The 26,306-nt window shown below is 72.6% G+C and carries 20 protein-coding genes and 3 pseudogenes; 13 read left to right on the forward strand and 10 right to left on the reverse strand.

Annotated elements, in window-relative coordinates; translation table 11 throughout:
• Positions 1 to 4 precede the first annotated feature (4 nt).
• The 3 genes from ACQEVS_RS20130 to ACQEVS_RS20140 form a co-directional block, all read right to left on the reverse strand.
• Positions 5 to 643, reverse strand: coding sequence for a TMEM175 family protein (locus ACQEVS_RS20130; RefSeq protein ID WP_433022280.1), 639 nt, complete (start codon positions 641 to 643; stop codon positions 5 to 7).
• A 93-nt stretch (positions 644 to 736) separates the two neighbouring features.
• Positions 737 to 1,930, reverse strand: coding sequence for an alpha/beta hydrolase family protein (locus ACQEVS_RS20135; RefSeq protein ID WP_433022282.1), 1,194 nt, complete (start codon positions 1,928 to 1,930; stop codon positions 737 to 739).
• Between the two features lie 404 nt (positions 1,931 to 2,334).
• A complete protein-coding gene (locus ACQEVS_RS20140) occupies positions 2,335 to 2,577 on the reverse strand; it encodes a hypothetical protein (protein WP_433022284.1) in 243 nt (80 codons plus the stop codon).
• Between the two features lie 370 nt (positions 2,578 to 2,947).
• Between ACQEVS_RS20140 and ACQEVS_RS20145 the strand changes: the two genes are divergently transcribed.
• Entirely contained in the window at positions 2,948 to 3,958 is a 1,011-nt protein-coding gene (locus ACQEVS_RS20145; RefSeq protein ID WP_433022286.1) for an aldo/keto reductase, read from the forward strand.
• Between the two features lie 177 nt (positions 3,959 to 4,135).
• Here the strand turns inward: ACQEVS_RS20145 and ACQEVS_RS20150 are convergent, their stop codons facing one another.
• The 3 genes from ACQEVS_RS20150 to ACQEVS_RS20160 form a co-directional block, all read right to left on the reverse strand.
• A complete protein-coding gene (locus ACQEVS_RS20150) occupies positions 4,136 to 4,552 on the reverse strand; it encodes an NUDIX hydrolase (RefSeq protein ID WP_433022288.1) in 417 nt (138 codons plus the stop codon).
• 262 nt (positions 4,553 to 4,814) lie between these two features.
• A complete protein-coding gene (locus ACQEVS_RS20155) occupies positions 4,815 to 5,009 on the reverse strand; it encodes a DUF397 domain-containing protein (RefSeq protein ID WP_433022290.1) in 195 nt (64 codons plus the stop codon).
• Positions 5,010 to 5,024: 15 nt separating this feature from the next.
• Positions 5,025 to 5,876, reverse strand: coding sequence for a helix-turn-helix domain-containing protein (locus ACQEVS_RS20160; RefSeq protein WP_433022292.1), 852 nt, complete (start codon positions 5,874 to 5,876; stop codon positions 5,025 to 5,027).
• A gap of 723 nt (positions 5,877 to 6,599) precedes the next feature.
• On the opposite strand from ACQEVS_RS20160, the gene ACQEVS_RS20165 reads away from it, so the two are divergent.
• Positions 6,600 to 7,061 carry a nuclear transport factor 2 family protein gene (locus ACQEVS_RS20165; RefSeq protein WP_433022294.1) on the forward strand — a complete coding sequence of 154 codons (462 nt, stop codon included), beginning with the start codon at positions 6,600 to 6,602 and terminating at the stop codon, positions 7,059 to 7,061.
• A gap of 375 nt (positions 7,062 to 7,436) precedes the next feature.
• Here the strand turns inward: ACQEVS_RS20165 and ACQEVS_RS20170 are convergent, their stop codons facing one another.
• Positions 7,437 to 7,832, reverse strand: a complete 396-nt coding sequence (locus ACQEVS_RS20170) for a hypothetical protein (RefSeq protein WP_433022296.1) — start codon at positions 7,830 to 7,832, stop codon at positions 7,437 to 7,439.
• 453 nt (positions 7,833 to 8,285) lie between these two features.
• On the opposite strand from ACQEVS_RS20170, the gene ACQEVS_RS20175 reads away from it, so the two are divergent.
• From ACQEVS_RS20175 to ACQEVS_RS20190, 4 genes and pseudogenes are all read left to right on the forward strand, one after another.
• The gene (locus ACQEVS_RS20175) at positions 8,286 to 10,271 is read left to right on the forward strand and encodes an acyclic terpene utilization AtuA family protein (RefSeq protein WP_433027730.1); all 1,986 of its coding nucleotides are present in this window, start codon (positions 8,286 to 8,288) and stop codon (positions 10,269 to 10,271) included.
• Positions 10,268 to 11,865, forward strand: a pseudogene (locus tag ACQEVS_RS20180) (acyl-CoA carboxylase subunit beta). The gene ACQEVS_RS20175 and the pseudogene ACQEVS_RS20180 overlap by 4 nt, the downstream one beginning before the upstream one ends.
• Before the next feature lie 24 nt (positions 11,866 to 11,889).
• Positions 11,890 to 12,932, forward strand: a pseudogene (locus ACQEVS_RS20185) (biotin carboxylase N-terminal domain-containing protein); the annotation flags it as partial.
• Positions 12,933 to 13,103: 171 nt separating this feature from the next.
• Positions 13,104 to 13,985, forward strand: a pseudogene (locus ACQEVS_RS20190) (biotin/lipoyl-containing protein); the annotation flags it as partial.
• A 61-nt stretch (positions 13,986 to 14,046) separates the two neighbouring features.
• Here ACQEVS_RS20190 and ACQEVS_RS20195 read toward each other — a convergent pair.
• The gene (locus tag ACQEVS_RS20195; protein ID WP_433022298.1) at positions 14,047 to 14,205 is read right to left on the reverse strand and encodes a hypothetical protein; all 159 of its coding nucleotides are present in this window, start codon (positions 14,203 to 14,205) and stop codon (positions 14,047 to 14,049) included.
• Positions 14,206 to 14,550: 345 nt separating this feature from the next.
• Here ACQEVS_RS20195 and ACQEVS_RS20200 point away from each other — a divergent pair, with 345 nt between their 5' ends.
• Genes ACQEVS_RS20200 through ACQEVS_RS20210 form a run of 3 tightly spaced genes read left to right on the forward strand, consistent with a single transcriptional unit; the run spans position 14,551 to position 17,120 of the window.
• Positions 14,551 to 15,741, forward strand: coding sequence for an acyl-CoA dehydrogenase family protein (locus ACQEVS_RS20200; RefSeq protein WP_433022300.1), 1,191 nt, complete (start codon positions 14,551 to 14,553; stop codon positions 15,739 to 15,741).
• 54 nt (positions 15,742 to 15,795) lie between these two features.
• Positions 15,796 to 16,527: an enoyl-CoA hydratase family protein gene (locus ACQEVS_RS20205; protein WP_433022302.1), complete on the forward strand. Its 732-nt coding sequence runs from the start codon at positions 15,796 to 15,798 to the stop codon at positions 16,525 to 16,527.
• 50 nt (positions 16,528 to 16,577) lie between these two features.
• A complete protein-coding gene (locus ACQEVS_RS20210) occupies positions 16,578 to 17,120 on the forward strand; it encodes a TetR/AcrR family transcriptional regulator (protein ID WP_433027733.1) in 543 nt (180 codons plus the stop codon).
• 62 nt (positions 17,121 to 17,182) lie between these two features.
• Here ACQEVS_RS20210 and ACQEVS_RS20215 read toward each other — a convergent pair whose 3' ends face one another.
• Positions 17,183 to 18,277, reverse strand: a complete 1,095-nt coding sequence (locus ACQEVS_RS20215) for a citrate synthase 2 (protein WP_433022304.1) — start codon at positions 18,275 to 18,277, stop codon at positions 17,183 to 17,185.
• 894 nt (positions 18,278 to 19,171) lie between these two features.
• Between ACQEVS_RS20215 and pdxH the strand changes: the two genes are divergently transcribed.
• Both pdxH and ACQEVS_RS20225 read left to right on the forward strand, forming a co-directional pair.
• A complete protein-coding gene (pdxH, locus tag ACQEVS_RS20220; RefSeq protein ID WP_433022306.1) occupies positions 19,172 to 19,876 on the forward strand; it encodes a pyridoxamine 5'-phosphate oxidase in 705 nt (234 codons plus the stop codon).
• A gap of 443 nt (positions 19,877 to 20,319) precedes the next feature.
• Positions 20,320 to 21,792 (forward strand): PAS domain-containing protein, encoded by a 1,473-nt coding sequence (locus tag ACQEVS_RS20225; RefSeq protein ID WP_433022308.1) that lies wholly within the window; start codon positions 20,320 to 20,322, stop codon positions 21,790 to 21,792.
• A gap of 120 nt (positions 21,793 to 21,912) precedes the next feature.
• Here ACQEVS_RS20225 and ACQEVS_RS20230 read toward each other — a convergent pair whose 3' ends face one another.
• Complete coding sequence (locus tag ACQEVS_RS20230) at positions 21,913 to 22,668, reverse strand: SIS domain-containing protein (RefSeq protein ID WP_433022310.1); 756 nt, start codon at positions 22,666 to 22,668, stop codon at positions 21,913 to 21,915.
• Positions 22,669 to 22,917: 249 nt separating this feature from the next.
• Here ACQEVS_RS20230 and ACQEVS_RS20235 point away from each other — a divergent pair, with 249 nt between their 5' ends.
• Entirely contained in the window at positions 22,918 to 23,610 is a 693-nt protein-coding gene (locus ACQEVS_RS20235; protein ID WP_185941432.1) for a metal-dependent transcriptional regulator, read from the forward strand.
• Between the two features lie 1,774 nt (positions 23,611 to 25,384).
• Positions 25,385 to 26,296, forward strand: coding sequence for an alpha/beta fold hydrolase (locus ACQEVS_RS20240; protein WP_433022312.1), 912 nt, complete (start codon positions 25,385 to 25,387; stop codon positions 26,294 to 26,296).
• Positions 26,297 to 26,306: the final 10 nt, after the last annotated feature.

Below are 26,306 nucleotides of genomic sequence, written 5' to 3' on the forward strand. Positions count from 1 at the left end.
CCGCCTACCCTACCGAGGCCCGTCCGGCGCGGAGGCGCCCCAGAAGGGACGCGCCGCAGGCGGCGACGGCCGGAGCGAAGAACCACATCACGTAGGCGTAGGTGAACACCCAGGCCAGAGCGCCGCTGAGGACGAACCAGAAGCCGACCGACCAGGAGGCGCCGGCCTGCCGACGGGTGGCGGCCGGGGTGTCGCCGATCAGGCCGGCGGCGACGGCGATCTCCTTCACCGTCGCCTCGCAGCACACCATGGCGGCCATCGTGCCCGCGAACAGGGTCTGCGCCATCGGATTGGTGATCGAGGCGCCGATGACCGCGGTCGGAAACGGCAGGAAGGCGACCAGAAGCAGAAGAGGCGCGTGCCAGAACGCGAACGCCCTGGACAGCCGGCGGACGCGGTCCATCAGCTCGTGATGCCGCCGCCACACCGACCAGAGCAGCACGAACGCCAACGCGAACGCCAGGAAGGCGTCCCGCTGGCCGGCCAGGTAGTCCCACAAGGCCCGTCCGGACGTGAGCTGCCGTCCGTCCGGATGCTTCAGTTCCACCGCCAGCAGGGTCATCGCGATCGCGAAGATCGCATCGGTGAAGAAGACCAGCCTCTCCGGCGAGAGCCCGGCTTCGAGACGCGCGTCGGTGCTCATGGGGACTCCCTGCCATCGGGATCTTCGACGTGGTCATGGACAGACGACGTGGTCATGGACAGAGAGGGCGCCAGGATCGGGGTACCGGGCCGCTCAGAGGGTCTGGTCGAGCCAGTCGTACATGTACTGGTGGAGAGTGGACCGACCGCCGTACGCGCAGTGCTCGCCGAGCCCTTCGGCCCCCGGAAGGGTGACGAGGGTGCTCGGCCCCTGGAGGGCCTGGTGCAGCCGGGCGGGCTCGCCCTTGAAGAAGGCGTCGCCGTCCGGATCGAAGATCAGCGCGGGCGTGGTGATCTGCCCGACGACGCCGTCCAGCGTGTAGGCGCTCGAACGGCGGACGTAGTCGGCGAACGAGTCGGCGCCGAACGTCCACACGCCGTGGCGCAGCGCCCAGCGCAGGGCGGTGCTGCCCGTCATCGCCATCCGCAGGACGCGTTCCGCGTCGTCGTCCCGGCCGTCCAGTATCCATTGGAGCAGCCACGGAGGGAGCGGCCGGGTGGTGGCGTCGAAGTAGCTGTAGATGCCGCCGTCGAGGACGAGCGCGACGGCGCGGTGCTCGAACGCCGCGGCTCGCGGCACGAGTTGACCACCGAAGCTGTAGCCGTACAGGACGACGCGGTCGGGGTCGATCTCCGGGCGGGTCAGGGCGTGATCCAGTACGGGGGTGATGACCGCCTCCCAGTCGGGGCGGAAGAACAGCCGCCGCTCGCGCAGCGCGGCGCCCTGCCCCGGACCGTCGTAGGCCAGGCAGTGGTAGCCGCGGCGCAGCGCGGACGCCGCCACGGCGAAGTACGCCTCCTCAACGATCGAGTCGAACCCGCTGGTGAAGACGACGGTGGGGCGCGGTTCACCCGAGTCGTCCGCCAGGAAGAGGTAACCGGGCAGGGAGGTGCCCTCGTACGGAATCGCGACCCGCTCCACGGGGGTGTCCAGGTGCGCGGCGGCGGTCGCGAACGTAGTGTGGGCGAGGGCCGCCAGCTCCTTCGCCCGGTGGTCTCCGAACGGGTCGTCGCGCAGGTAGAACTCGGCCGTCCGGTAGTAGTTCGACGCCCGCAGCAACGCCTCGCGACCACCGACGCGCTGCCCGGCCGCCAGCGCCTTGTCACCCCGCTCGTGGACGCGGGCGGCGGTGGCCCGCCACTGTCGGTACCAGGCGCTCTCGTCCCCGTCCGGGATCGCCTGCGCGGTGACGGTCACCTCACCGAGATCGGCCCCACCGTACGCGGCGAAGCACGCGGTGCGCAGGGCCTCGAAGGAGAAGGATTCGTCATCGAAGAGGAACTTCACTGCGGACCCCCACCTCCGGGACGGCACGGCACCGTCTCGCCCTACCCAGAGCGGACGCGCGCCAACCGGAGCGCACGGCAAAGAGGCCACCGGAGCGGCGGCCGGGGAGCTCGCCTGATACGGCGAGGGTGGTCGTGGCCGTTGTCGGCTCTAGGCGTTCGGGGGGGCGAGTGCCTGATCGTGACGGAGCGATCCGGTCAGTCCAGGCCGCGGCAGAACCATCGTGCCCCGGCCCTGGCCGCCCACCCCGGGCGCAGGATCAGAGTCGGGCGATTCGATTCGACGTGGTTGAAGCGCTTGCGACCGGTCGGCCTTCCAGCGGCTTTCGACTACAAGGCGGGCACCAAGTCACGTCGCGCCGACCAGGACGTGTCCGGGCGGTCACGAGGGCCACCCGGACACGGTCACGTGCGGCGGAACGTCTTTGGCGGCAGGCCGGGACGCCAGAGCTGTACAACGAGTTCAGCGCCCTCGACGGTGGTGAGGACGACCTCACGTAGATCGAGGCGGAAACCTGGGGACGCCGTCTCCAGCAGGCCCCGGCCCCGGCCCCGGCCCAGGCCCAGGCCCAGGCCGGGGCCGACGTGGCAGTCGGGATCGACGGGGAGGTAGCGGTCGACTCCGCTGTCACGAAGGCGCATCGGCACGCCACCGGCACCCGCGTGTCACAGGGGGACTCGACGGCGCAAGCGCGATAGCGCACAGGTTGTGGAAGTCAGGGCTGCGCTCGGTCACCGCCAAGTCCACTGTCATTGAGCCGCTCATGAGCACATCACCCGCACCTGACAGCCGCGCCCGCTACCTCACCGCACCCTGCACGACCTGCGCTGTCAGGGGCGCCGCGATCCGCCCCCCCGGTCAGCGGAATCTCTGAGTGGTCGGGCGGTGAGTCGGTCGTGGCGGCGGGCCCGCGAGGGCGGTTCGCCGTCGAGTGGGGGTGAGTAGTGCCCCGGGCCTCCGCATTCCAGACCGAGACGTATTGCGTTAGAGCGCACTCCAACTCCTAGGTTCGGCGGCATGCGATACGTCAAACTCGGCACGACCGGACTGGAAGTCTCCGCTATCGCCCTGGGCTGCATGAGCTTCGGTGAGCCGGGCCGGGGCGGCGAGCCCTGGTCGCTGGGTGCGGATGCCAGCCGGGAGATCATCAAGCAGGCCCTTGAGGGCGGCGTCAACTTCCTTGACACGGCCAATGGGTACAGCGCCGGAAGCAGCGAGGAGATCGTCGGCCAGGCGGTCAAGGACTTCACCCGGCGCGAGGAGGTCGTTCTCTCCACCAAGGTCTGGATGCGGATGCGCCCCGGTCCGAACGGCGCCGGGCTGTCCCGTAAGGCGATCTTCGCCGAGCTCGACGCCTCCCTGAAGCGACTGGGGACCGACTACATCGACCTGTACCAGATCCACCGCTGGGACTACGACACCCCGATCGAGGAAACCCTAGAGGCGCTGCACGACGCGGTCAGGTCCGGGAAGGTCCGCTATATCGGAGCCTCGTCCATGTACGCCTGGCAGTTCAGCAAGGCCCTCTACCTGGCTGACCTGAACGGCTGGACCCGGTTCGTGTCGATGCAGGACCACTACAACCTCATCCACCGGGAGGCAGAACGGGAGATGCTCCCACTCTGCGCCGACCAGGGAATCGGCGTGATCCCGTGGAGCCCGCTGGCGCGGGGCAGGCTGACCCGGGCCCGGGACACCGCCACGGCGCGTGCCGAGACCGACGAGGGCGGCAGGATCCTCTACCGCGACGGGGATCAGGCAGTGGCCGAGCGCGTCCACGAGATCGCGGGCAAGCGGGGTCTGTCCCCGGCCCAGGTCGCCCTGGCCTGGGTCATGCGCAACCCGGTGGTCACCTCTCCGATCGTCGGGGTCACCAAGCCGGCCCAGCTGGCCGACGCGATCGCCGCAGTGGACGTCGAACTCGATGAAGACGAGGCCGCCTACTTGGAGGAGCCCTACCAGCCGCACGAAGTCGCCTATCTGAAGGAGTCCTTCTACAAGCAGCGTCCTGGGGCGGTCTCCCGGTAGCCCGGGCCACTGCCGGGCCTACGACGAGTCTTTGGCATCGGCTTTCACAGCGTTGTGGTCGAACCGGCGGTGTTTGCGGGCGGTCGCGCGCGACACCGTGTCACGGGCCTGGACCCGGCCGACATCACCGGCCGGCCCGCCGGCCGTGACGACTCGTCCTCCGCCTGTGGAGGCTTCTCAGCCGCCGTCCGACGTCCTCAAGGCCATTGCCGCACCGGTAATGAGGAGGTGTTCGTGTGGGCTCACGCCTTCGGCGATGCCGGGGTAGGTCACGAACGCGAAGGCGGTGATGTCCGAGCGGACGCCCGGCAGTTGGATGCCTGCGATGTCGTCCGCTTGCAGGTTGTCGCACGCGAACAGGTAGGCGGTGGAGCCGGTGCCCACGATCGGCTCCATGCCGAGGACGAACCGGGGTTCGACCCGGATGTGCAGGTCCCGGCGTACGTGGTAGGTCATCGCGTTCCGGGCCGACTCGTTCGGAAGCGCCGGTCCGCCGGGCAGCCGCCAACTGCCGTCCGCGGTCTTGAGCATGAGGAGACGGCCTTCGGCGTCGGTGAGGTGCGCGAGGCCGGCGATGTGGGGGGTGGGGGGCATGGCTCTCTTCCTTGCGCGGGGTGGATGTTCCGTTGGCGGGAGAGTGGCGAACGAGAGGTCCCGGCAGTGTGTTTACCCGAACTGCCATTAGCGCGCAGCCGAGTGCTGCTGCGTGGCTGGCACCGTCCGGAGCAGTGGCGACGTACGGAAGGTAGCGGCGCGCGGAGAGCCGGTGCAAGGGTTCACCGGTGAACGGTTGCACCGGCATATGACAAAGGCCCCCCACCTGCACAGATGGAGGGCGAGCAAGCCTGCTGGACCGCTAAATCGGGTGACTAGACCAACCGGCCTTGACGCCGGAGATGAAGGTGCGCAGTTGGGCGCGGGACGCCTTGATGGTCACGTCCGGCACGTCGCTCTCGCGGATCAGCACTTCGCCGGGGACCTTCCTCGCCAACTCTATGCACTCGTCTCTGTCGTTGGAAAAGGAAGACTTCTGCCACTTCGCTTCCGACATCTGAATGCCTTGCCTTCACAATTGATTCGCGATGCTGCGGATGAAATCCCGGGAACCCTTCGGGGAAAGGGCGGTCTTTTTGGCGTGCCGCAGGATGCACCGGTAGTTTTCGAGGTGCTCGTCGGTGTCCAGAAAGAGCGATCCGTGCGCGGTGTCGATCTGTACGGTATCCAGGCGCGGAACAGGGCCTGCCGCGTAGGTGCAGGAGCTGTTGGCTCCCGGGAACGAACCATGGGAAAAGGGGATCACGTGAATGGTGATGCCGCCGTGGGTGCTCATTTCCAGTAGCCGGTCCAATTGTCGGAGCTGACCCTCCTTGCCGGGATGGATCATCCGCAGCGCTGCTTCATGGATCACGAAGGTGCACGGTGTCGCGGGAGTGCGCTGCATCACACACTTTCGGCTCATTCGATGCGATACGCGGCGTTCCACCTCCACTGAGCTGAGCGGCGGAACGGTGTTTCGAAAGAGGCTTGCCGCATATTCCTCGGTCTGCAGGAGCCCCGGGATGTACGCGAACTGCATAACAGTCAAGCTCGTGGCGTGATATTCCAACTCCGCGAGGTCGAGCATGGTGGTGGCCAGGGTTCCCCGGAATTGCTCCCACCAACCCTTGTGGCGCTCCTCTGCCATCCTTACCAAGGTCTCAACGAATGCGCCGTCCGGGCAGGCGTAGAGGTCGGCGAATGTGCGGATGCGCTCCGCGCTCACGCCGAGCCGCCCGGCCTCGATGTTGCTGATGCGGCTGCGGTCCGCGCTGATCAGGCGCCCGGCTTCGGCGACGTTCAAGCCTGCTTGCTCCCGCATCCTGCGCAACTCGGCGCCGATCCGCTGTTGCCGCGCAGTGGGCGCCGTCCTTGGTGGCATGCCGCTCTCGCTCCTTCTCCTGGGCTTGCGGCACAGTCTCGCGTGTGCCATCTGGCGGGTCTAGCCGGTACATGAAGTTGCCAGACAGGTTGCAAGCGTTCACCGGTGACCCCTATGGTCCTGCGCCACATCTCGCCGCGCGTCGGGACGAACCGAAGGGGCTGCGCCCACTTGTCCGTCAGGCGACCCGGAAGGCAGCCAAGTCGCAGGCAGCGTCGGATGGGCGGGCCCGACATCGCGAAGGGGGCGAGCCCATGAGGGGCACCCTGTTCAGGCCGCGTTCGGACCATGACCCGGGTGGCAGCCCGGAGATGCGCCGACGGTGAGGCGAACGCAACGGCGTCAACATCGCGTGCTCTGTTTCGTCAGTAGAGGTGTTTCGGGGGGCGGGCTCGACTTCTCTCCGGGTGCCGCGCCGTGGCCGCATGCGGACCCTTTCGCCGATGTGCTTCGTCGAGTCCTGCTTCCGCACCTTGGGCTAATCGAGTCCAGGCCGGTGCGCCGTTGCCATGCATGCCGATTTCAACTTCCGTGCGAGACCGTCTCCGCATGTCCCCGTGTCGCTCTTCAAGCTCTCGGTTGTCATCGGGGGACAAAGACGTTGACCGGTTCGGGACTCAGCAGGCCGGGAGGGTGGTCCTACCGTGGTGGCGATGCTCGTGCCCCGATACCGCGAGGGGCCCGTGGCCGCCTCGCTGTTCCATCGAGCGACCGGAGGCAAGCGTGTCTGACCGCACGATCGGGAACCAAGGCGACGCCATACGCAGGAACATCGAGGTCGTAGCCTCCCACCTGGACCGCGAAGCGCGCGACATCGAAGCCGCGCTCGCCCTGTACACCGACGACGTCGTGTGGGAAGCCCCGGCCCGGGGCGTGGTCCTGCGCGGCAAGGACCGGATCGCCGAGAACTACCGCGTTCTGTTCGAGTCGCTGGACATCCACTCCACCACCCTTCTGCGGCAGATCGCCACGGAGGAGTGGGTTTTCAATGACAAGCTCCTGTCCGTCACGATCACCGGAGACCGGATCCCAGGGCTCGACTTTCCTGTCGGCGCGAAGCTGTCCGTGCGCAAGCTCGGCGCCTTCCAGCTGCGCGACGGACTGATCTGCCGCGAGATCTCCCATGAGTCATGGCGGCCCGCCGGCGGCATCACCGACAACGACGACATCCCAGCGCATCCTTGATCGGTATGCAGACAGCGGCGCCGTAGGCGCCGGTGATCGGCCGTTTCCGCCGTCCGGTAGCTATCCGTACGCGAACGGGCGGCCGGCCACGCTCACTTGGTGGACCGCTCGTCTGCCCTTCGCTGACCGGGTGTCCGGGCGGACGCCGCCTCCCGGAAGCCGTCAGGTTCAGGTCGTGGATCTCGCCGCGTTGCCACCGCCGCCCAGCTCCGCCATGTCGTCGTACGGGGCATCGCGGCTGCGAAGTGCGGCAGTTGGGCGGGTCGAGTGTCGCCCTCGTGACCGATGCCGGCTACGACCCTCACCCGCCCGGCCCGGGGCCCGCAGGACCTGCCCGTCGAGGTCGGCCGGCTCGTTCTTCAAGCGTCGCCCACTTCAAGCGTCGTCCACCTCGTACGGCGGTGACGGCCGGTTCCAGACGGCGTCGAATCGATCGACGACCCGGCGGAGTTCCCGGGCGTTACGAGGCGGCATGGCCTGCATCACGGCATCGAGGAGAACGCGCGCCTCGAAGGGGTCGCCGCAGCAGTACCAGTCCGCGTTTCCCCACTCGTGGTCATCCCACAATCGGCGCTCGGGGCGGTGGACGTAGTCCTTCCACAGGCGCATGGCCGCGCTGACGTCGCCCGGCCGCAGGTAGTTTCGGCTGCGCTCAAGACGGGAGATGTCGGACAGCGCGCGCGAGGAGAAGCCGTCGATGACTGTGCTCGCTTCCGGTTTCCGGTGGCGGGGAAGGCCGGCCCGGACGTGTCCCGGCCGGCTACGCGGCATGGACCTTTCGGTTCGTCGTCATGCCGTACGTCGTGCCACGATCCCGTTCGGTCTCGAACGCGCCGGCTCGATCGGGGGCGTTCGCGGCGGCGGCCGTGAGGGTGAGGTGCGCGCGACGATCCCGGGGGCGAGCTGTCCCTTTCCGGCCCGGTTTGGGGTCGTCCTGCGGATCACTGGACGGACGCCTCCGCGCCCGCGCGCCCGCTCACCCGTCCGTCCGGTCGCCAGCCGTCCCGCCGGGCGGCACCGGAACCGGCCAAGTCGGCCTACGGGTCTCAAGCCGCCGTGCGCCACCGGATGTTGCGGGTCAGCGTTTACGTGCCGTCCGCCGCCGGATCGGACCGGCCGGAAATCGAGCAAGCATGCTTGCTTGTTTTCCAAGGCGCTGCAACGCTCCCCAACGTGCTGAGGATCGGGAACGCCTCCGGCTTCTACGGTGACCGTTTCGACGCGATGGAGGAGATGCTCACCGGCGGCCCCCTGGACGTGCTCACCGGGGACTACCTCGCCGAACTGACCATGCTCGTCCTCGGCCGCGACCGGCTGAAGGACCCGGAGCGGGGTTATGCCCGCACGTTTCTGCGCCAGCTGGAAACTTGCCTGGGGATGGCCGCCGAGCGCGGTGTACGGATCGTCGCCAACGCGGGCGGGCTCAATCCCGCCGGGTTGGCGGGCCACGTGCGGGAGTTGGCCGAGCGGCTCGGGACCGGCACCCGCGTCGCCTACGTCACCGGCGACGATCTGCTCCCCACCCGTGACTGGGGCCCCGGCGTGCTCACTGCCAACGCCTACCTCGGCGGGGCCGGGATCGCCGCCTGTCTGCGAGCCGGGGCGGATGTCGTCGTGACCGGCCGGGTCACGGACGCCGCGCTGGTCAGCGGGGTGGCGGCCGCCCACTACGGGTGGCGGCCGGGGGCGTACGACGCCCTCGCGGGCGCCGTCGTCGCCGGGCATGTGCTGGAGTGCGGGGCGCAGGCGACCGGCGGGAACTACGCGTTCTTCCGCGAGCACGACATCCGTCGTCCCGGCTTCCCGATCGCCGAAGTGCACCCTGACGGCAGCTCGTTGATCACCAAGCACTCCGGCACCGGGGGTGCGGTCACCGTCGGGACCGTCACCGCCCAACTGCTGTACGAGACGCAGGGTGCCCGCTACCCGGGCCCGGACGTGACGGCCCGGCTCGACACCGTCCGGCTGACGCAGGACGGTCCGGACCGGGTGCGGATCGACGGGGTCCGGGGCGAGCCGCCGCCGGCGTCGCTCAAGGCGGGGCTGACCCGGCTGGGCGGGCTGCGCAACGAGGTCGTGTTCGTCCTCACCGGCCTGGACATCGAGGCCAAGGCGCGGCTGGTCCGCGCGCAGATGGAGGCCGCGTTCGCCCGCCGCCGGCCCGCGTCCGTCCGCTGGAACCTGGCCCGTACGGACCACCCCGACGCGGCCGTCCAGGAGGAGGCGAGCGCGCTGCTGAGGCTGGTGGTGCACGACCCGGACCCGGAGGCGGTCGGGCGGGCGGTCGGCGCGGCGGCCGTCGAACTGGCGCTGGCGAGCGTGCCGGGGCTGCACCTGACCGCGCCACCCGGTCCGGGTTCCCCCTACGGGACGTTCGAGTCCGTGCCCGTGGATCCCGCAACCGTCCGGCACGTCGCCGTCCTGCCGGACGGGACGCGCGTCCCCATCCTCCCGCCGCCCGCACGTCCTGCCGACGCGCCGCCGCCCGCACGTCCTGCCGACGCGCCGCCGCCTGCGCGGTCTGACGACGTCCCGCCGCCTGCGCGGACCGTCGACGGGCCCCCGCCCGAGCGGCTCGCCGACGCGCCTCCGCCCGTGCGGACCGCCGACGGACCCGCACCCGAGCAGACCGGCAACGTCCCTCCACCCGCGCGGACCGTCGGCACGCCCCTGCCCGCGCGGCCCGGCGAAGTCCTCCCACCCGCGCGGCTCGCCGACGCACCCCCGCCCGAGCGGCCCGCCGAAGTCCTCCCACCCGCGCGGCTCGCCGACGCACTCCCGCCCGCGCTCCCCGCCGACGTCCCGCCGCCCCCACCTCCCGCCGACGCGCCACCACCCCCACCCCACCCCGCGCTCCCGGAACCGCTGCCCGCCGGGCCCGTGCGCCGTGTGCCCCTGGGGCGCGTCGTGGGTGCGCGCAGTGGAGACAAGGGTGGCAGCGTCAACGTCGGGGTCTGGGCGCGGGACGAGGACGGGTGGCGATGGCTGGCGCACACGCTCACCGTCGACCGTTTCCGCCAACTCCTGCCCGAAACGGCCACGCTGGAGATCACACGGTACGTCCTCCCCAACCTCCGTGCCCTCAACTTCGTCGTCGACGGCCTCCTCGGGCGCGGCGTCGCGGAGAACGTCCGCTTCGACCCGCAGGGCAAGGGCGTGGGGGAGTGGCTGCGCGCCCGGTACACGGAGATACCGGAGGTGCTGCTGTGACCGTCCTGACCTCCCGGCTGGACACCGACGGCCCGGACTACGCGGCCAACCGGGCCGCCATGCTCGACCGTCTCGCCGAGGTCGAGGCCGCCCACGCCCAGGCGGTCGCGGGCGGCGGTGAGAAGTACGCGGCCCGGCACCGCGCCCGGGGAAGCTCCTGCCGCGCGAGCGCGTCGAGTCGCTGCTCGATCCGGACACGCCGTTCCTGGAACTGTCGCCCCTGGCCGCCTGGGGCACCGAGTACGCGGTCGGCGCCTCGCTCGTCACCGGCATCGGCACGGTCTCCGGCGTCACCTGCCTGATCAGCGCCAACGACCCGACCGTGCGCGGCGGGGCGAGCAACCCGTGGACGCTGCGGAAGGCGCTCCGCGCGCACGAGATCGCCCGCGCCGACCAGCTGCCGGTGATCAGTCTGGTGGAGTCCGGCGGCGCGGACCTCACCGGTCAGAAGGAGATCTTCGTCCCGGGCGGCGCCCTCTTCCGCGACCTTACCCGCCTCTCCGCGGCCGGCATCCCCACCGTCGCCGTCGTCTTCGGCAACTCGACGGCCGGCGGCGCGTACGTCCCGGGCATGTCGGACCACGTCGTCATGGTCAAGGAGCGCGCCAAGGTGTTCCTCGGCGGGCCGCCGCTGGTGCGGATGGCCACGGGGGAGGAGGCCGACGACGAGTCGCTGGGCGGCGCGGACATGCACGCGCGCGTCTCCGGTCTCGCCGACCACTTCGCCGTCGACGAGTACGACGCCCTCCGGCAGGCCCGCCGCATCGTCGCCCGCCTCCACCACCCGCCCGCGGCCGCCGCCCCCTGGCCGTCCGAACCGCCCCGTTACGACCCGGACGAGCTGCTGGGCATCGTCCCCGGCGATCTCCGGGTGCCGTTCGACCCGCGCGAGGTGATCGCCCGTATCGTCGACGGCTCGGACTTCGACGAGTTCAAACCGCTCTACGGCGCCGGGCTGACCGTCGGCTGGGCCCGGCTGCACGGCCGGCCGGTCGGGATCCTCGCCAACGCGCGGGGCGTCCTCTTCAGCGCCGAGTCGCAGAAGGCCGCGCAGTTCATCCAGCTCGCCAACCAGCGGGACATCCCGCTCCTCTTCCTGCACAACACCACCGGCTACATGGTCGGCCGGGACTACGAACGCGGCGGCATCATCAAGCACGGCGCCATGATGATCAACGCGGTGTCGAACTCCCGGGTGCCGCACCTCTCCGTCCTCCTCGGCGCCTCCTACGGCGCCGGCCACTACGGGATGTGCGGGCGGGCGTACGACCCCCGGTTCCTCTTCACCTGGCCCAGCGCCCGCGCCGCCGTCATGGGGCCCAGACAGCTCGCCGGCGTCCTGTCGATCGTCGCCCGCGCGTCGGCGGCCGAGAAGGGGCTGCCGTACGACGAGGAGGCCGACGCCGGGCTGCGCGAGGCGGTGGAACGGCAGGTGGAGGCGGAATCGCTGCCGCTGTTCCTCTCCGGGCGGCTGTACGACGACGGGGTCATCGACCCGCGCGACACCCGGACCGTGCTCGGACTGTGCCTGGAGGCGGTGTACGGCGCACCGGTGGAAGGGGTCCGGGGCGGCTTCGGGATCTTCCGCATGTGACGTCCCCGCCGGGGAGGGGTGACCGTGATCGAGACCGTGCTCGTCGCCAACCGGGGCGAGATAGCCTGCCGCGTCGTCCGCACCTGCCGCGCGCTCGGCATCGCGACCGTCGCCGTCCACTCCGACGCGGACGCCGGGGCGCTGCACGTCCGCGCGGCCGACACGGCCGTCCGCCTGCCCGGCACCGCGTCCGCCGACACCTACCTGCGGGCCGACCTGCTCGTGCGGGCCGCCGTCGCGGCGGGGGCGGATGCGGTGCATCCGGGGTACGGATTCCTGTCGGAGAGCGCCGCGTTCGCGCGGGCGGTGCGGGCGGCGGGACTGGTGTGGATCGGGCCGCCTCCCGAGGCGATGGAGGCCATGGCGTCGAAGACCCGCGCCAAGGAGATCGCGGCCGGCGTCGGTGTCCCGGTGCTCGCGCCCCTCGACCCGGCCGTCGTCCGCCCCGCCGACCTGCCCGTCCTCGTCAAGGCGGCGGCGGGCGGGGGCGGCCGGGGCATGCGCGTGGTACGCGAACTCGGTGCGCTGGAGGGCGCCTTGGCGTCGGCCGGCGCGGAGGCGGCCGCCGCGTTCGGGGACGGCACGGTGTTCGTGGAGCCGTATGTGACGGGCGGGCGCCACGTCGAGGTGCAGGTCGTGGCCGACGCCCATGGCACGGTCTGGACCCTCGGCACCCGCGACTGCTCCCTCCAGCGCCGCCACCAGAAGATCGTCGAGGAGGCGCCGGCACCCGGCCTGCCCGCCGGGCCGGCGGACGCCTTGTGCACGCACGCCGCCGCACTCGCCCGCGCGGTCGGGTACGAGGGAGCGGGAACGGTGGAGTTCCTGATCGGGCGTGACGGGCGGCCGTGGTTCCTGGAGATGAACACCCGGCTCCAGGTGGAGCATCCGGTCACGGAGTGCGTGTACGGGGTCGACCTGGTCGCCCTGCAACTGCGGGTCGCGGAGGGCGGACGGCTGGAGGGCGAGCCCCTGTGCCGCACGGGCACGCGGTCGAGGCGCGGCTGTACGCGGAGGATCCGGCGCGGGAGTGGCGGCCGTGGACGGGTGTGGTGCGTGAGGTGACGTTCGAGGGGGCGTCGGCGGGGGGCTTCGGGTGCGGGGTGCGGGGCGTGGGTCTCGGGGGCGGGGCGGGACGGGGGAACGGGCTGGTGGCGGGCGCGGGCGCGGACGCGGGTGCGGTTGCCGACGACGGGGCGGGCGGGCCGCACCCGGGGATCCGGGGTGATGCGGGGCTCGTGGGCGGCCCGGGCGCGGACGCGGGCCTGTGGCCCGGCGGCGTCGGCGGGCTGCGCGTCGACCTCGGCGTCGGGCCCGGCGACGACGTCAGCCCGTACTACGACGGGCTGCTCGCCAAGGTCGTCGCCCACGCCGCCGACCGCGCGGCGGCCCTGCGGCTCCTCGCCCGCTCCCTCGAACGCGCCCGCATCCACGGCCCGGTCACCAACCGCGCCCTCCTCGTCCGCACGCTGCGGCACCCGGAGTTCACCGCCGGGGGAGCGGGAACGGACTTCTACGACCGCCGCCTCGCCGAACTCGGCGTCACGGACGGCACCTTGTATGAGGAGGACACCAGGTACGCGGCCCTCGCCGCCGCGCTCGCCGACGCGTGGGGGCGGTCGCCGTTCGGCGGGTGGCGGAACGTTCCGTCCGGGCCGCAGGTGAAACGGTTCCGGTCGGAGCCGGACGGGACGGAGTACGAGGTCCGCTACCGCGTCGGCCGCGACGGGGGCCTGGTGGAACCGGCCGGACCGGAGGCGCCGCGGCTGTGCGCGGTGGAGCGGGCACCGGCGGACCGGCCGAGGGCCGGTGACGCCCGCGGCGCCCGAGTGGTCCTGGAGACGCCCCACGGCGTCCGGCGGCCGTACGCGGTCGCGTTCCACGACGGCTCGGCGTACGTGGACGGGCCGTCGGGCGCCTGGTCGTTCACCGTCCTGCCCCGCTTCCCCGACCCGGCTCCGTCCGTGTCACCCGGTTCGCTGCACGCACCCATGCCGGGCACGGTCGTCCGGGTCGCCGAGGGCGTCGCGCCCGGACGGGAAGTGGTGGCCGGGCAGCCGCTGCTCTGGCTGGAGGCCATGAAAATGGAACACCGCGTGACGGCCCCCGCCGACGGCACCCTCACCGCCCTGCACGCGACCGTGGGCCGCCAGGTGTCCACCGGTGACCTGCTCGCCGTCGTCACACCGGGGGTGAACCGCCGATGCGGCCGGACGACCGCAAGTCCGCGTCGGACAAGTCGGCGTCCGCGTCGGGCAGGTTGTTGTCCGGCGCGCACTCGTCCGCGCCGGACAAACCTCTGGCCCGACCGGACAGGTCGACGGGTACGCCGTCGGACATGCGCCCGCTTGCACCGGACAAGCCCCGAGCCGCACCGGACAAGCTGTCGGCCGCGCCGGGTGAGCCTACGGCCGTACCGGACAAGCTCCCGCCCGTACCGGACAAGCTCCCGGCCGCACCGGGCGAGCCTATGCCCGTACCGGACAAACCCACACCCGTACCGGACAAGCCCTCGGCTGCACCGGACAAGCCCCCAGTCGCATCAAGCGAACCCGCGCCCGTATCGGACAACCCCACACCCGCACCGGACAAGCCCTCACCCACCCCCTCAACGCCCGCATCCCCAACATCCCCGACACCTCCACACCCTCCCGCCCCTCCCGTCCCTCCCGAGGAGGCAAAGCCATGACCACCACCCCGCACGGCTCCACGGCCCCTCGCACCCCCCGTACCCCTCACACCTCCCATCCCTCTCACGCCCCGCACGGCACCGCCGAGCAGCAAGCGCTGCGCGCCGCGGTCGCCGCGCTCGGGGCGCGTTCGCTCTCCCCGGACGAGCTCTGGGCGGAGGCCGGCAAGCTCGGATACCTCGGGGTGAACCTGCCCGAGGAGTACGGGGGCGGTGGCGCCGGCATCGTCGAACTCGCCATTGTGCTGGAGGAGCTGGCGGCCGCCGGCAATCCGCCTCTCCTCATGGTGGTGTCGCCCGCCATCTGCGGCACGGTCATCGCCCGCTTCGGCACCGACGAACAGAAGCGGCGATGGCTCCCGGGGCTCGCGTCCGGTGCGACGCGCATGGCCTTCGGGATCACCGAGCCCGACGCCGGTTCCAACTCCCACCGCATCACCACCACCGCCCGCCGCGACAAGGGCGACTGGCTGCTCACCGGCCGCAAGGTGTTCGTGTCCGGCGTGGACGTCGCCGACGCGACCCTGATCGTGGGGCGCACCGAGGACGCCGCGACCGGCCGGCTCAAGCCCTGTCTCTTCGTCGTCGACCGCGAAGCACCCGGCTTCCACCGCAACCCCATCCCCATGGAACTCTCCGGTGACATCCGTCAGTTCGAGCTCGTCCTCGACGACGTGCGGCTGCCGGCCGACGCGCTCGTCGGCGACGAGGACGCCGGGCTGCTCCAGCTCTTCGCGGGGCTGAACCCGGAGCGTGTGATGACCGCCGCGTTCGCCCTCGGGCTGGCCCGGTACGCGCTCCGCATGGCCGTCGAGTACGCCCGCGTCCGGCAGGTCTGGGACCGGCCCATCGGCGCCCATCAGGCCGTCGCGCACCCGCTCGCCGACGCCCACATCGGCATCGAACTCGCCCGGTTGATGACGCACCGGGCCGCCGGGCTCTACGACGCGGGCGACGACGCGGCCGCGGGGGAGGCGGCGAACATGGCCAAGTACGCGGCGGCCGAGGTCGCCGTCCGCACGGTGGACCGGGCCGTGCACACCCTCGGCGGCAACGGTCTCACCAAGGAGTTCGGCCTCGCCGCGCTCCTCACGGCGGTGCGGGTGGCGCGTGTGGCACCGGTGAGCCGGGAGATGATCCTCAACTATGTGTCCCACCGGTCACTCGGGCTGCCCAAGTCGTACTGAACCACGTACCGTTCGTCCGTACGACCCGGGGCGTACCGGGAGACTGGAGAGGCCATGCCCGTACACCTGGGAACCGCCGGCGGCGTCACCACCCTCACCCTCGACCGCCCCGCCCGCCGCAACGCCCTCTCCGCCACCGTGATCGACCGGCTCCGCGCCGGGCTCGCCCGCGCGGACGACGACCCGGGCACCCGAGCCGTCGTCCTCACGCACACCGGCGGCACCTTCTGCGCGGGCGCCGACCTGGAGGAACCGCCGGGCGCCGCCGAACTGGCCGCTCTGCTGCGGGAGATCGTCGAGTTGCCGAAGCCGGTGGTCGCGCGCGTCGACGGGCACGTCCGGGCCGGCGGCCTCGGCCTCGTCGGCGCCTGCGACATCGCGATAGCGGGGGAGGGCGCCACGTTCGCGTTCACCGAGGCCCGGCTCGGTCTCACCCCGGCGGTGATCTCGCTGCCGCTGCTGCCCCGGCTCGACCCGCGCGCGGCGGGCCGCTACTACCTCACCGGCGAGACGTTCGACGCCCACGAGGCGGTGCGCGCCGGCCTGGCGACGGTGGCGGTGCCGGACGTCGGCGCGGCCCTGGAGACCGTCCTCGACGCCCTGCGGGGGGCCTCCCCGCAGGGCGTCGCCGAGTCGAAACGCCTGGTCACGGCGGATGTCCGGGCCGCGTTCGAGCGCGATACGGAACGGCTCGTGGCGCTGTCGGAGCGGCTGTTCGCGACGGACGAGGCGCGCGAGGGCATCGCCGCCTTCCTGGAACGGAGGCGCCCCGCGTGGCGACAGTGACCACCGACACCACCGGCCAGAGCCGCGGCCGGGCCACCCGCCGCCGGGTCATGGACGCCGCAGTCGACTGCCTCGCCGAGTACGGCTGGACGGGCTCGACGGTCACCGTGGTGGCCGAACGGGCGGGCGTCTCGCGCGGTGCCCTCCAGCACCACTTCCCCACCCGTGAGGACCTGTTCACGTCGGCTGTCGAGTACGTGGCCGAGCAGCAGTCGGCGGCCCTCCGCGCGCTCGTCGAGAGCGCGGCGCCCATCGTCGGCCCGGCCCGCCGGTACCTCGCCGTCACCGAGCTGGTGGACCTCTACACCGGCCCCCTCTTCCGCGCCGCCCTCCACCTCTGGGTGGCCGCGGCGACCGAGGAACCGCTGCGCCCGCGCGTCGTCGAACTGGAGGCGCGCATCGGCCGCGAGGCGCACCGGATGGCCGTCGAACTGCTCGGCGCCAACGAGAAGGAACCGGGCGTCCGGGAGACCGTCCAGGGCCTGCTCGACATGGCCCGCGGCCTGGGCCTCGCCTCGCTCCTCACGGACGACGGGGCGCGGCGGCGCCGGGTCGTGGAGCAGTGGATGGGGATCCTGGACGACGTGCTGTAGGGACCGTGCTGTAGGGGCCGGGGGCCCTGCCCCTACAGCACGCGGGTCGGCGTTCCCGTGGGTCAGCGCTCCCGGAACCCGGGGATCTCGCGCGGGTCGCGCGGGCCGGGGCCCACGTACTTGGCCGACGGCCGCACCAGGCGCCCGGTGCGCTTCTGCTCGAGGATGTGCGCGCTCCACCCGGCCGTCCGGGCGCAGGTGAACATCGACGTGAACATGTGCGCCGGCACCTCGGCGAAGTCCAGCACGATCGCCGCCCAGAACTCGACGTTGGTGGCGAGCACCCGGTCGGGACGGCGGTTGTGCAGCTCCTCCAAGGCCGCCTTCTCCAGCGCCTCGGCGACCTCGAAGCGGGGCGCGCCCAGCTCCTTGGCCGTCCGCCGCAGCACCCGCGCCCGCGGGTCCTCGGCGCGGTAGACGCGGTGGCCGAAGCCCATCAGGCGCTCGCCCTTGTCCAGGGCCTGCTTGACGTAGGCGGTGGCGTCGCCCGTGCGCTCGATCTCCTCGATCATGCCGAGGACGCGGGACGGCGCGCCGCCGTGCAGCGGCCCGGACATGGCACCGACAGCGCCGGACAGCGCCGCGGCGACGTCCGCGCCGGTGGACGCGATGACGCGGGCGGTGAACGTGGAGGCGTTCATGCCGTGTTCGGCGGCCGACGTCCAGTAGGCGTCGACGGCGGCGACGTGCTTGGGGTCGGGCTCGCCGCGCCACCGCTTCATGAACCGCTCGACGACGGTCTCCGCCTTGTCGATCTCCCGCTGCGGCACCATCGGCAGGCCCTGGCCGCGCGCCGACTGGGCCACGTAGGAGAGGGCCATGACGGCGGCGCGGGCGAGGTTGTCGCGTGCGGTGGCCTCGTCGATGTCGAGCAGCGGCTTCAGGCCCCACACCGGGGCGAGCATGGCGAGCGCCGACTGGACGTCGACGCGGATGTCACCGGAGTGGACGGGGATGGGGAACGGCTCGGCGGGCGGCAGCCCGGGGTTGAACGAGCCGTCGACCAGCAGGCCCCAGACGTTCCCGAAGGAGACGTGGCCGACCAAGTCCTCGATGTCGACGCCTCGGTAGCGGAGTGCGCCGCCCTCCTTGTCGGGTTCGGCGATCTCCGTCTCGAACGCGACGACTCCTTCGAGTCCGGGTACGAAGTCGGACATCAGGCGGCTCCTCGTGATGTGTTCGACAAGCGGCTGCCGACCGTGGCGGTGTCCCCGGCCGGTGGTCGGCGGAAGGTCTGGTGAGGTCTGGTGCGTGTGGTGTCTGCGGTGCTGCTGCGGCTGTCCCTGCCCCCGGGCCCGTCCCGGACGGTGGCGGGGCGGGTGCCGGCCGGATGCGCGGCCGTGGCTCGCGCTCCGTGGTGTGTTCCTCGGGTCGTGCTCGGGGTGGTGCTCGGGGGTCGTACTCGGCTCGGTCTCGGCTCGTTTCCACCGGTCATGTTTTCCACCGATGGTGCTTTCCACCGGTCATGCCCCGTGCGGGAGCACTTCACCCGGCACTTCACCCGTCTCCTCGGAGAGCCGGGCCAGGCCGGAAACGATAGCCGGTGCTGTGGGGGGTCCACAGCCTTCCACCTGGCGATTTTGGTGGGTTCGCCACATGCGGGGAAGGGTGATGTCCGGCACACCGTGCATTTCACCACGGGAAGGGTTGAGGGGAGCGGTGGCGGGGCAGGATGAGTGGCTTCTTCGTGCGAAGACCGTTCTGCCGGCCGGTTGTCATGGCCGGTTGTCGCAACCGGTTGCCGTGACAGGTCGCCGCCCCCGGGCGTACGGCGTCCGGGCCGCCCGGTCGCTGAGCAGCGGGCGGGTGGACGACGTGGGGCCGCGGCCGACGCCCGATCCCCGCTTGCATCTCCCGCCTGGTCCGCGCCCGGTCCGCAGCCGATTCCCGCTCGAATCCCCCTCCTGGTCCGCATCCGATCCGCAGCCGACATCCGCTCGAATCCGCGGCTGATCCGCAGCCGACCTTCGCACGAATCCACGCCCGATTCCCGTCCGATCGCCGCCCCGCGGGTGCTGCGGACGCCCCCGCGTGTACTGCAAGATGAGCGGATGTCTCACGTCACGCCCGTCCCGCCGGCCGAGGACCCCGACAGCCCGCTGGACCCCGCCGCCATGCGCGCCCAGTACCGCACCTCCGGCCTGCGGGAACAGGATCTGGCCGACGATCCGTACCGGCAGTTCGCCCGGTGGTTCGCCGAGGCGACGGCGAGCGGGCTGGAGGAGCCCAACGCCATGATCGTCTCCACGGCGGACGCGGCGACCGGGCGGCCGAGCTCGCGGACGGTGCTGCTGAAGGCGTACGACGAGCGCGGGTTCGTCTTCTTCACCAACTACGGCTCGCGCAAGGGGCTGGAGATCGCGGCCAACCCTCATGTGTCGCTGCTGTTCCCGTGGCATCCGCTGGCCCGTCAGGTCATTGTCGCGGGCCGGGCGGAACGCGTCGCTCCGGAGGAGACCGCGGCCTACTTCCACTCCCGCCCGCACGGTTCGCAGGTCGGCGCCCTGGCGAGCGTCCAGTCCACGGTGGTCGGCTCCCGGGAGGAGATCGACGCGGCGTACGCGCGGCTGGCGGCGCGCTACCCGGAGGGCACCGAGGTGCCGGTGCCGATGGAGTGGGGCGGCCTGCGGGTGGCGCCGGAGAGCGTGGAGTTCTGGCAGGGGCGGGAGAACCGGCTGCACGACCGGTTGCGGTTCGTGCGGGTGGTGGACTCCGCTTCCGAAGCGGGGTGGCGGGTGGAGCGGCTGTGCCCGTAGGGACACGGCGCCGGGGCCGCGCACGGCCGCCCGTTCGCGTAGGCCCCTGAAACGCGGACGATGGAAACGCAGACGATCCGTGGGCCGCTGACCGCCGCGCCTCACGGCGCGGCGGTGCCGAGCGGACGACTCGGCGGCCCACGGATCGGGTGACTGCTGGGAATTGAGCCGGCTTCCCCGGGACCCGTCAGGGCCCGGAAGACCCGGCGCTGCGCTCTGCGCGACGACGGGCGCTAGCCCGCAGTCACCTCACGCGTCCGGACTGAAATCACTGTCCGATCACCTCCCTTCTCGTGTGCCCCACACAGTAGGCAGCCGCCGGGAGGGTCACAACCGAATTTCCGCGAGCACGGATTTCGGCGAAGACGGTGTGGTGTCCGGCGGGGTCGAGTTGAATGGCCCGTCGTGCAGGACATGCGGACGCGTCCAGCAGGGGGTATCTCGTGACCGCTCCACACCACTCCGGTCCCGCCCGCCACGAGGCCCGGCCGGCGGCGGGGGACACCGACGCCGTCGATCCCGGTTCCGTCCCCGGTGCCGACCGTGACGCCGAAGGCCGCGGGTCCCCCTCCGACGGCGACGACCACGATCTCCTCGCCGCCCTTCTCGACGGCATGGACGCCGCGCTCTGCGCGTTCGACGCCGAGGGCACCGTGACCCACTGGAACCGCGAGGCCGAACGCATCCTCGGCTGGACGGCGAAGGAGGCCGTGGGCCGGCAGGGCCTCGCCGGCTGGGCGGTGCGCGAGGCGGACGCGGCGGCGCTCGACGCCCGGCTGGCGGACGCGATGGGCGGCAACGGACGGCAGGTGGACGAGTTCGCGCTGGTCACCAAGGACGGCGGCCGGGTCCTGGTCCGTACCCAGACCTCGGCCGTGCCCGGACCCGACGGCGCGCCGGCGGGCGTGTACTGCGCGTTCAGCGAGGTCCACACCCAGATCGACCTGGAGCGCTCGGTGGCGCTCAGCGAGGCCCTGTTCGGGGACGCGTCCTGGGGAGTCCTGCTGATCGACGCCGACCTGCGGCCCGCCCTCGCCAACGCGCACGCGGCGCGGGCCCTGCGGTGCAGCCGCTCCGGACTGCTCGGCCGCCCGCTCGGCGACCTGCTCGACCAGGGGCTGGAGGACGTGGAGAGCGCCCTCCAGCACGTCCTCGCGACCGGCGCGCCGCCCGCCCCCACCGAGCTCTGGGTCACCGTCCGGGGCGGCGCCGACACGGCGTCGGACGGCCGCGCGGCGGGCGCGCCCGAGCGGCGCTGCTGGCGGAGCGGGTTCCTCCGGCTGGCCACGCCGCTGGCCGAGGAACCGGTGCCGCTGGGGGTGGCCTGGCTCTTCCTCGACGTCACCAAGGCCCGGCTGGCCGAACAGGAGAGCGCCCGGCTGCGGTTCCGCGGCAGCCAGCTGCACCGCGCGGGCCGGGCCGTCGCCGAGTGCGAGGACCCCATGGAGGCCGCCGCCCTCTACATGGACTTCGCCCTCGCCGGCTTCGCCGACCACGCCCTGATCGACCTGCTCCCCGAGCCGGAACCCGACCCCGAGCACCCGATCCGGCTGCTCAGAGCCGCCGCCACCCCGGCGGGGGCGACGGGCGGGAGCGGCACCGCCTCCGTCCGCGGCTGCCTCCCGGTGCCGTACGCGGAGGGGCACCCGGCCCTCCAGGCGGTCGAGCGCTGCGGCTCCGTCCGGGCCGTCTCCGACCGCACCCGCGACTGGGCCGCCGCCCGCAAGTGGCCCGCCGGCACCCAGCACGCCCTCTCCACCGCGCTGCGCAGCCGGGGGCGCACGGTGGGCGTGGTCACCTTCCTGCGCGGCCCGTCCCGCCGGCCGTTCGACCGGGCGGACGCGACGTACGCGGAGGACATCGCGACGCGGGTGGCGGCGGCGGTGGACCTGGCGGCGGCGACGGCGGCGGGGTAGGGACACCGCGGTTTCCGGCCGCCCTGCCCGTTTTGGCGCAGGGGAAAGATCCGACCGGCGCAGGGGAAAGAGCCGGCTGGTGCCGGACGAAAATCCGGCCGGTGCCGGAGAAGGATCCGGCTAGTGCCGGAAGAAGATCCGGTCCCGGTACTCGGCGAGCACCCGGCCGTTCCACTCGTGCCCGCCGTCCACGTTCCCGGACCGCAGCATCGGCGGCTCGATCCCGCGCGCGGCGAGCTCCCCGGCGGCCGAGGCGATCACGGCCTGCATCAGGGCGCTGGTGACGACGGTGGAGGCGGGCGCGAAGGGCGCGGCGATGCCCTCGGCCGTCAACTCCGCGTCCCCGATGCCGATCTTGCTGTCGACGACGACGTCGCAGTGGTCCCTCAGGAACGTCCCGGACATGTGCCGGGACTTGGTGTGCTCGGCGTAGGCGAGCGACGTCACGCCGACGACCTTGAGGCCGAGGGCCCGGGCGTTCATCGCCATCTCGACGGGCAGCGAGTTGCGGCCGGAGAGCGAGATCACGACGAGCACGTCGCCCGCCTGCACGGGACTGGTGTCCAGCACCGCGCCCGCGAGCCCGTCCACCCGCTCCAGGGCGCTGCCCAGGGTGGCGGGGGTGACGTCGACGCCGACCGTCCCGGGCACGGCGAGCAGGTTGACCAGGGCCAGGCCGCCGGCGCGGTAGACGACGTCCTGGGCGGCGATGGACGAGTGGCCGGCGCCGAAGACGAAGATCCGTCCGCCGTCCGCGACGGTGTCGGCGATCAGGGCCGCCGCGTCGGCGATGTGCTCCGCCTCCTCGTCGCGGGCGCGCCGGAGCAGCTCGATCGCGGCGTCGAAGAACTGGCCGGCCAGCTTGTTCCCGCTCATCGCCATGGGCTCCTCGGCATCTCTGTCGGCGTCGTCGGCGTCAGGTCAGGTCGCCCGCGCGGCGGCGACCTGCGGCGCCGGCGAGGTGCCGGCGGCGCGGGACCGTCGTGGTGGCGCGGCTCACGTTGCGGGTTTGACCTGCGCCCTGTCAATACGGCGGTCCCGGCCCGGGCGGTACACGCCCGGCTTGTCAGTGGTATGCGTCAGAATTGGTGCCAGGGCCAGCGCACGACTTATCGAGGGGCACGCATGTCCGGACTGATCGACACCACGGAGATGTATCTCCGCACCATCCTGGAGCTGGAAGAGGAAGGTGTGGTCCCGATGCGTGCGCGCATTGCGGAGCGGCTGGACCAGAGCGGGCCGACGGTGAGCCAGACGGTCGCGCGGATGGAGCGCGACGGCCTGGTCACGGTCGCCGGGGACCGCCACCTGGAGCTCACCGAGGAGGGCCGCCGGCTGGCGACGCGCGTCATGCGCAAGCACCGGCTCGCCGAGTGCCTGCTGGTCGACGTGATCGGCCTGGAGTGGGAGCAGGTCCACGAGGAGGCGTGCCGCTGGGAGCACGTGATGAGCGAGGCCGTCGAGCGCCGCGTGCTGGAGCTGCTGCGCCACCCCACCGAGTCGCCGTACGGCAACCCGATCCCCGGCCTGGAGGAGCTCGGCGAGAAGGCCGAGGCCGACCCCTACCTGAACGAGGACATGGTCAGCCTGCTCGACCTGACGCCCGGGACGGAGGGCAAGACCGTCGTCGTGCGGCGCATCGGCGAGCCGATCCAGAGCGACGCGCAGCTGATGCACACCCTGCGTCGCGTGGGGGTGCAGCCGGGTGCCGTGGTCAGCGTGACGGAGTCGCCCGGTGGGGTGATGGTCGGCAGCAGCGGCGAGTCCGCCGAGCTGGCCTCGGAGATCGCCTCGCACGTCTTCGTCGCCAAGCGCTGATCCGGCGCCCGCCCCGGGCCCTTCACCGGGACGACCGGCGCTGACCGGTGGTTTCACCTCCGCCGCCGGCTCGACGGCCGGTCGTACGACACCCGCCCGCGCGGCCCGCACGGCCCACGCGCGCCGGCCCCGCGCCGCCGCGCGGGCCCACGCGCCTCTTCCGGCGGGGTGCCGGCGGGTTCGGCGGTGTGGTCAACTACCCATTCCCCGGCCGGAGTCGGCGGAAGTCGACGGATCGCGTACAGACGCCCCCGGGGCGTGCCACGCTGGCGTAGTGGCATATGCGCTCGCGCCGCCGACCAGGGAGGGGGCCCGATGAGGCACGGGGTGCTTTCTGCACTGCCCGCGTCTGCTGGGGCGAGTGTGTCGCTCGCGGCTTCGGCCGGGACGGCGGAAACGGCCGAGGACACGACGGCGCGTGCCGCGACCGCCGCCCGAGCCGCCGCCGCGACGCCGGCCGCGGCCCGATCCGCCCCCGTGGCTACGGCCCTCTCCCCTCGCGCGGCCACGGCCCGGCCCGTGCCCGTGGCGACGGCCCGCTTCCCTCACGCGGTCACGGCGGGATCCACCCCCGTGGCTATCGTCCGGTCCGCCCACGCGGCCACGGTCCGGCCCTTCGCGGCGCGGAGGCCCGCGTTCCCGCATCTCGTCCGGGCACCTGCCCACTCCGTCGACGGGGCGCCCGCCTGGGCCACCGCAGGGGCTCTCGCGGCGCGGAGGCCCCCGCTCCTGTACCTCGTCCGGGCACCTGTCCGTCGTACCGACGTGCTCTCGGCGCCCCGGACCGCCACTGCGGGGGCCCTCGCGGCGCGGAGGCCCGAGTGCCCGCACCCGGCCCAGGCGGCCACCCCGGCGCAGGCGCCGCACGGGGCACACGCGCCGACCGGAGCGCTGCGTGCGAGGAAGCATGCGCACCTGGCGGAAACGCCGCACGTGATTGCTGCCATCCGCTTGACGCGGGTGCCGTACGAAGCGTCGGCGACGAGCGTGTCGGTTCGTGCGGCAGTGGTGCGGTGCGCGATCGCTGCCGTCCGCCCGGCGCGGGTGTCGTGCGGAGCGCCGGTGCCGGTCGCGGCGCCTGTCGCGGACGCATCCGCCCGTTCGCCGGGCGTGCCGGGCATGGTTGTCTCCCTGCGCCCGGCGCGGATGTCGGGCGGAATGTCGGCGTCGGGCAGTGCGCCGGCCGCGAGCGGATCGGCGTGCCCGGCAGGAGTGCCGGGCACGGGCGCTCGCGCCTGCCCGGCGCGGGTGCTGTGCGGAGTGGCGATGCCGGTCGGGGCGCCGGCCAGAGGCGGACCGGTGCGCACGGCCGGAGTTCCGTGCACGGTCGATTCCACCCGCCCGGCACGAGCGTTTCGTGTGATCACCCCCGCCCACCCGGCGTGCGCGCCCCGCATGGCGCGAGTGCGGGCGGCGATCCGGGCGGCGCGCTGCGGTGCGTCGGCGCGGTCGACGGGGGCACCGCTCACCGGACATCCGCGCCCCGCAGGGGCGCGAAGCATGACAAGGGCCCCGGCGCCCTCGCGGGCGGCCGGGGCCCCGCCTCCCCGTATTCCCCCTCTGGCGACCCGGGGCCCCGAGCTCCCAGGGTGCGCCTCGCGGACCTGTTTCCCCGAGCGGTCCGCGCCCGAGTCGATTTCTCCCCTTGGCGACGACGGTCAACCCTCGGCCCCGGTCACTCGAACGAGGGGTGTTGGGCGCGAGAACCGTCCCATTCGAAAGGGGGTTCCATAAGGTGGAGCTGTCCGGGGGTGAAGTGGGGATGCCAGGAGTGATGGCGCGGCGTATCGATGTCAGTGGGAGCGGTGGAGTGCGGCTCGCCGCCTGGGAGTTCGCCGACCGGACGCGGACGGTCGACGCGCTGGGCAGGACCTCTGTGCACCCGATGCCGGCCGTGGCCCGGGGCCGGGAGCCCGGCGCGGGCGGGGTCCTGCTGCTGCACGGGCTGATGGGCCGTGCGGCGCACTGGGCCGAGACGGCCCGCTGGCTCTCCGCGCGGTACCGCGTGGTGGCCCTCGACCAGCGCGGGCACGGGCGCAGTGAGAAGCCTGTCGGGGGCCCGTACGTGCTGGATGCTTATGTGTCCGACGCCGAGGCGGTCGTCGAGCGGCTGGGGCTCGCCCCCGTCACCCTCATCGGGCACGCGATGGGCGCCCTCACGGCCTGGCGGCTGGCGGCGCGCCGGCCCGACCTCGTCCGGTCCCTCGTCATCTGCGACATGCGCGCCTCCGCCCTGGGCGCGGCCACCCAGCGCCGCTGGGGCGAGTGGTTCAAGTCCTGGCCGGTGCCCTTCGCCACGCTGGCGGACGTCCGGCACTGGTTCGGCCAGGAGGACCCGACCCTGGACCGCCCGGCCCCCGCGCGCGGTGACTTCTACGCCGAGGTGATGGCCGAACGCGCGGACGGCTGGCGCCCGCTCTTCTTCCGCCGCCAGATGCTCATGGCCCGCGAGGCGTACGCGCACGACGCCCACTGGGAGGAGCTGGCCCTCGTCGAGTGCCCCGCCCTCGTCGTCCGCGGCCTGGACGGGGAGCTCGGCCGGGCCGAGGCCCAGGAGATGGTCCGCGTGCTCCCCCAGGGCCGCTACGCCGAGGTGGCCGACGCGGGTCACTTCCTCCACTACGACCAGCCCGCCGCCTGGCGCCGCGCGGCCGAACCCTTCCTCCGGGCGTCGGCGCCGGTGTAGCGACGGCGTC

The organism is Streptomyces sp. CA-181903 (assembly GCF_050937075.1).
In the GTDB taxonomy this organism is placed as follows: domain Bacteria; phylum Actinomycetota; class Actinomycetes; order Streptomycetales; family Streptomycetaceae; genus Streptomyces.

Coding starts and splice junctions, on each gene's coding strand:
- ACQEVS_RS20130 (WP_433022280.1), bottom strand. CDS start 643: ATGAGCACCGACGCGCGTCTCGAAGCCGGGCTCTCGCCGGAGAGGCTG.
- ACQEVS_RS20145 (WP_433022286.1), top strand. CDS start 2,948: ATGCGATACGTCAAACTCGGCACGACCGGACTGGAAGTCTCCGCTATC.
- ACQEVS_RS20150 (WP_433022288.1), bottom strand. CDS start 4,552: ATGCCCCCCACCCCCCACATCGCCGGCCTCGCGCACCTCACCGACGCC.
- ACQEVS_RS20155 (WP_433022290.1), bottom strand. CDS start 5,009: ATGTCGGAAGCGAAGTGGCAGAAGTCTTCCTTTTCCAACGACAGAGAC.
- ACQEVS_RS20160 (WP_433022292.1), bottom strand. CDS start 5,876: ATGCCACCAAGGACGGCGCCCACTGCGCGGCAACAGCGGATCGGCGCC.
- ACQEVS_RS20170 (WP_433022296.1), bottom strand. CDS start 7,832: ATGCCGCGTAGCCGGCCGGGACACGTCCGGGCCGGCCTTCCCCGCCAC.
- ACQEVS_RS20175 (WP_433027730.1), top strand. CDS start 8,286: ATGGAGGAGATGCTCACCGGCGGCCCCCTGGACGTGCTCACCGGGGAC.
- ACQEVS_RS20195 (WP_433022298.1), bottom strand. CDS start 14,205: ATGTCCGACGGCGTACCCGTCGACCTGTCCGGTCGGGCCAGAGGTTTG.
- ACQEVS_RS20200 (WP_433022300.1), top strand. CDS start 14,551: ATGACCACCACCCCGCACGGCTCCACGGCCCCTCGCACCCCCCGTACC.
- ACQEVS_RS20205 (WP_433022302.1), top strand. CDS start 15,796: ATGCCCGTACACCTGGGAACCGCCGGCGGCGTCACCACCCTCACCCTC.
- ACQEVS_RS20210 (WP_433027733.1), top strand. CDS start 16,578: ATGGACGCCGCAGTCGACTGCCTCGCCGAGTACGGCTGGACGGGCTCG.
- ACQEVS_RS20215 (WP_433022304.1), bottom strand. CDS start 18,277: ATGTCCGACTTCGTACCCGGACTCGAAGGAGTCGTCGCGTTCGAGACG.
- pdxH (WP_433022306.1), top strand. CDS start 19,172: ATGTCTCACGTCACGCCCGTCCCGCCGGCCGAGGACCCCGACAGCCCG.
- ACQEVS_RS20230 (WP_433022310.1), bottom strand. CDS start 22,668: ATGAGCGGGAACAAGCTGGCCGGCCAGTTCTTCGACGCCGCGATCGAG.
- ACQEVS_RS20235 (WP_185941432.1), top strand. CDS start 22,918: ATGTCCGGACTGATCGACACCACGGAGATGTATCTCCGCACCATCCTG.
- ACQEVS_RS20240 (WP_433022312.1), top strand. CDS start 25,385: ATGGCGCGGCGTATCGATGTCAGTGGGAGCGGTGGAGTGCGGCTCGCC.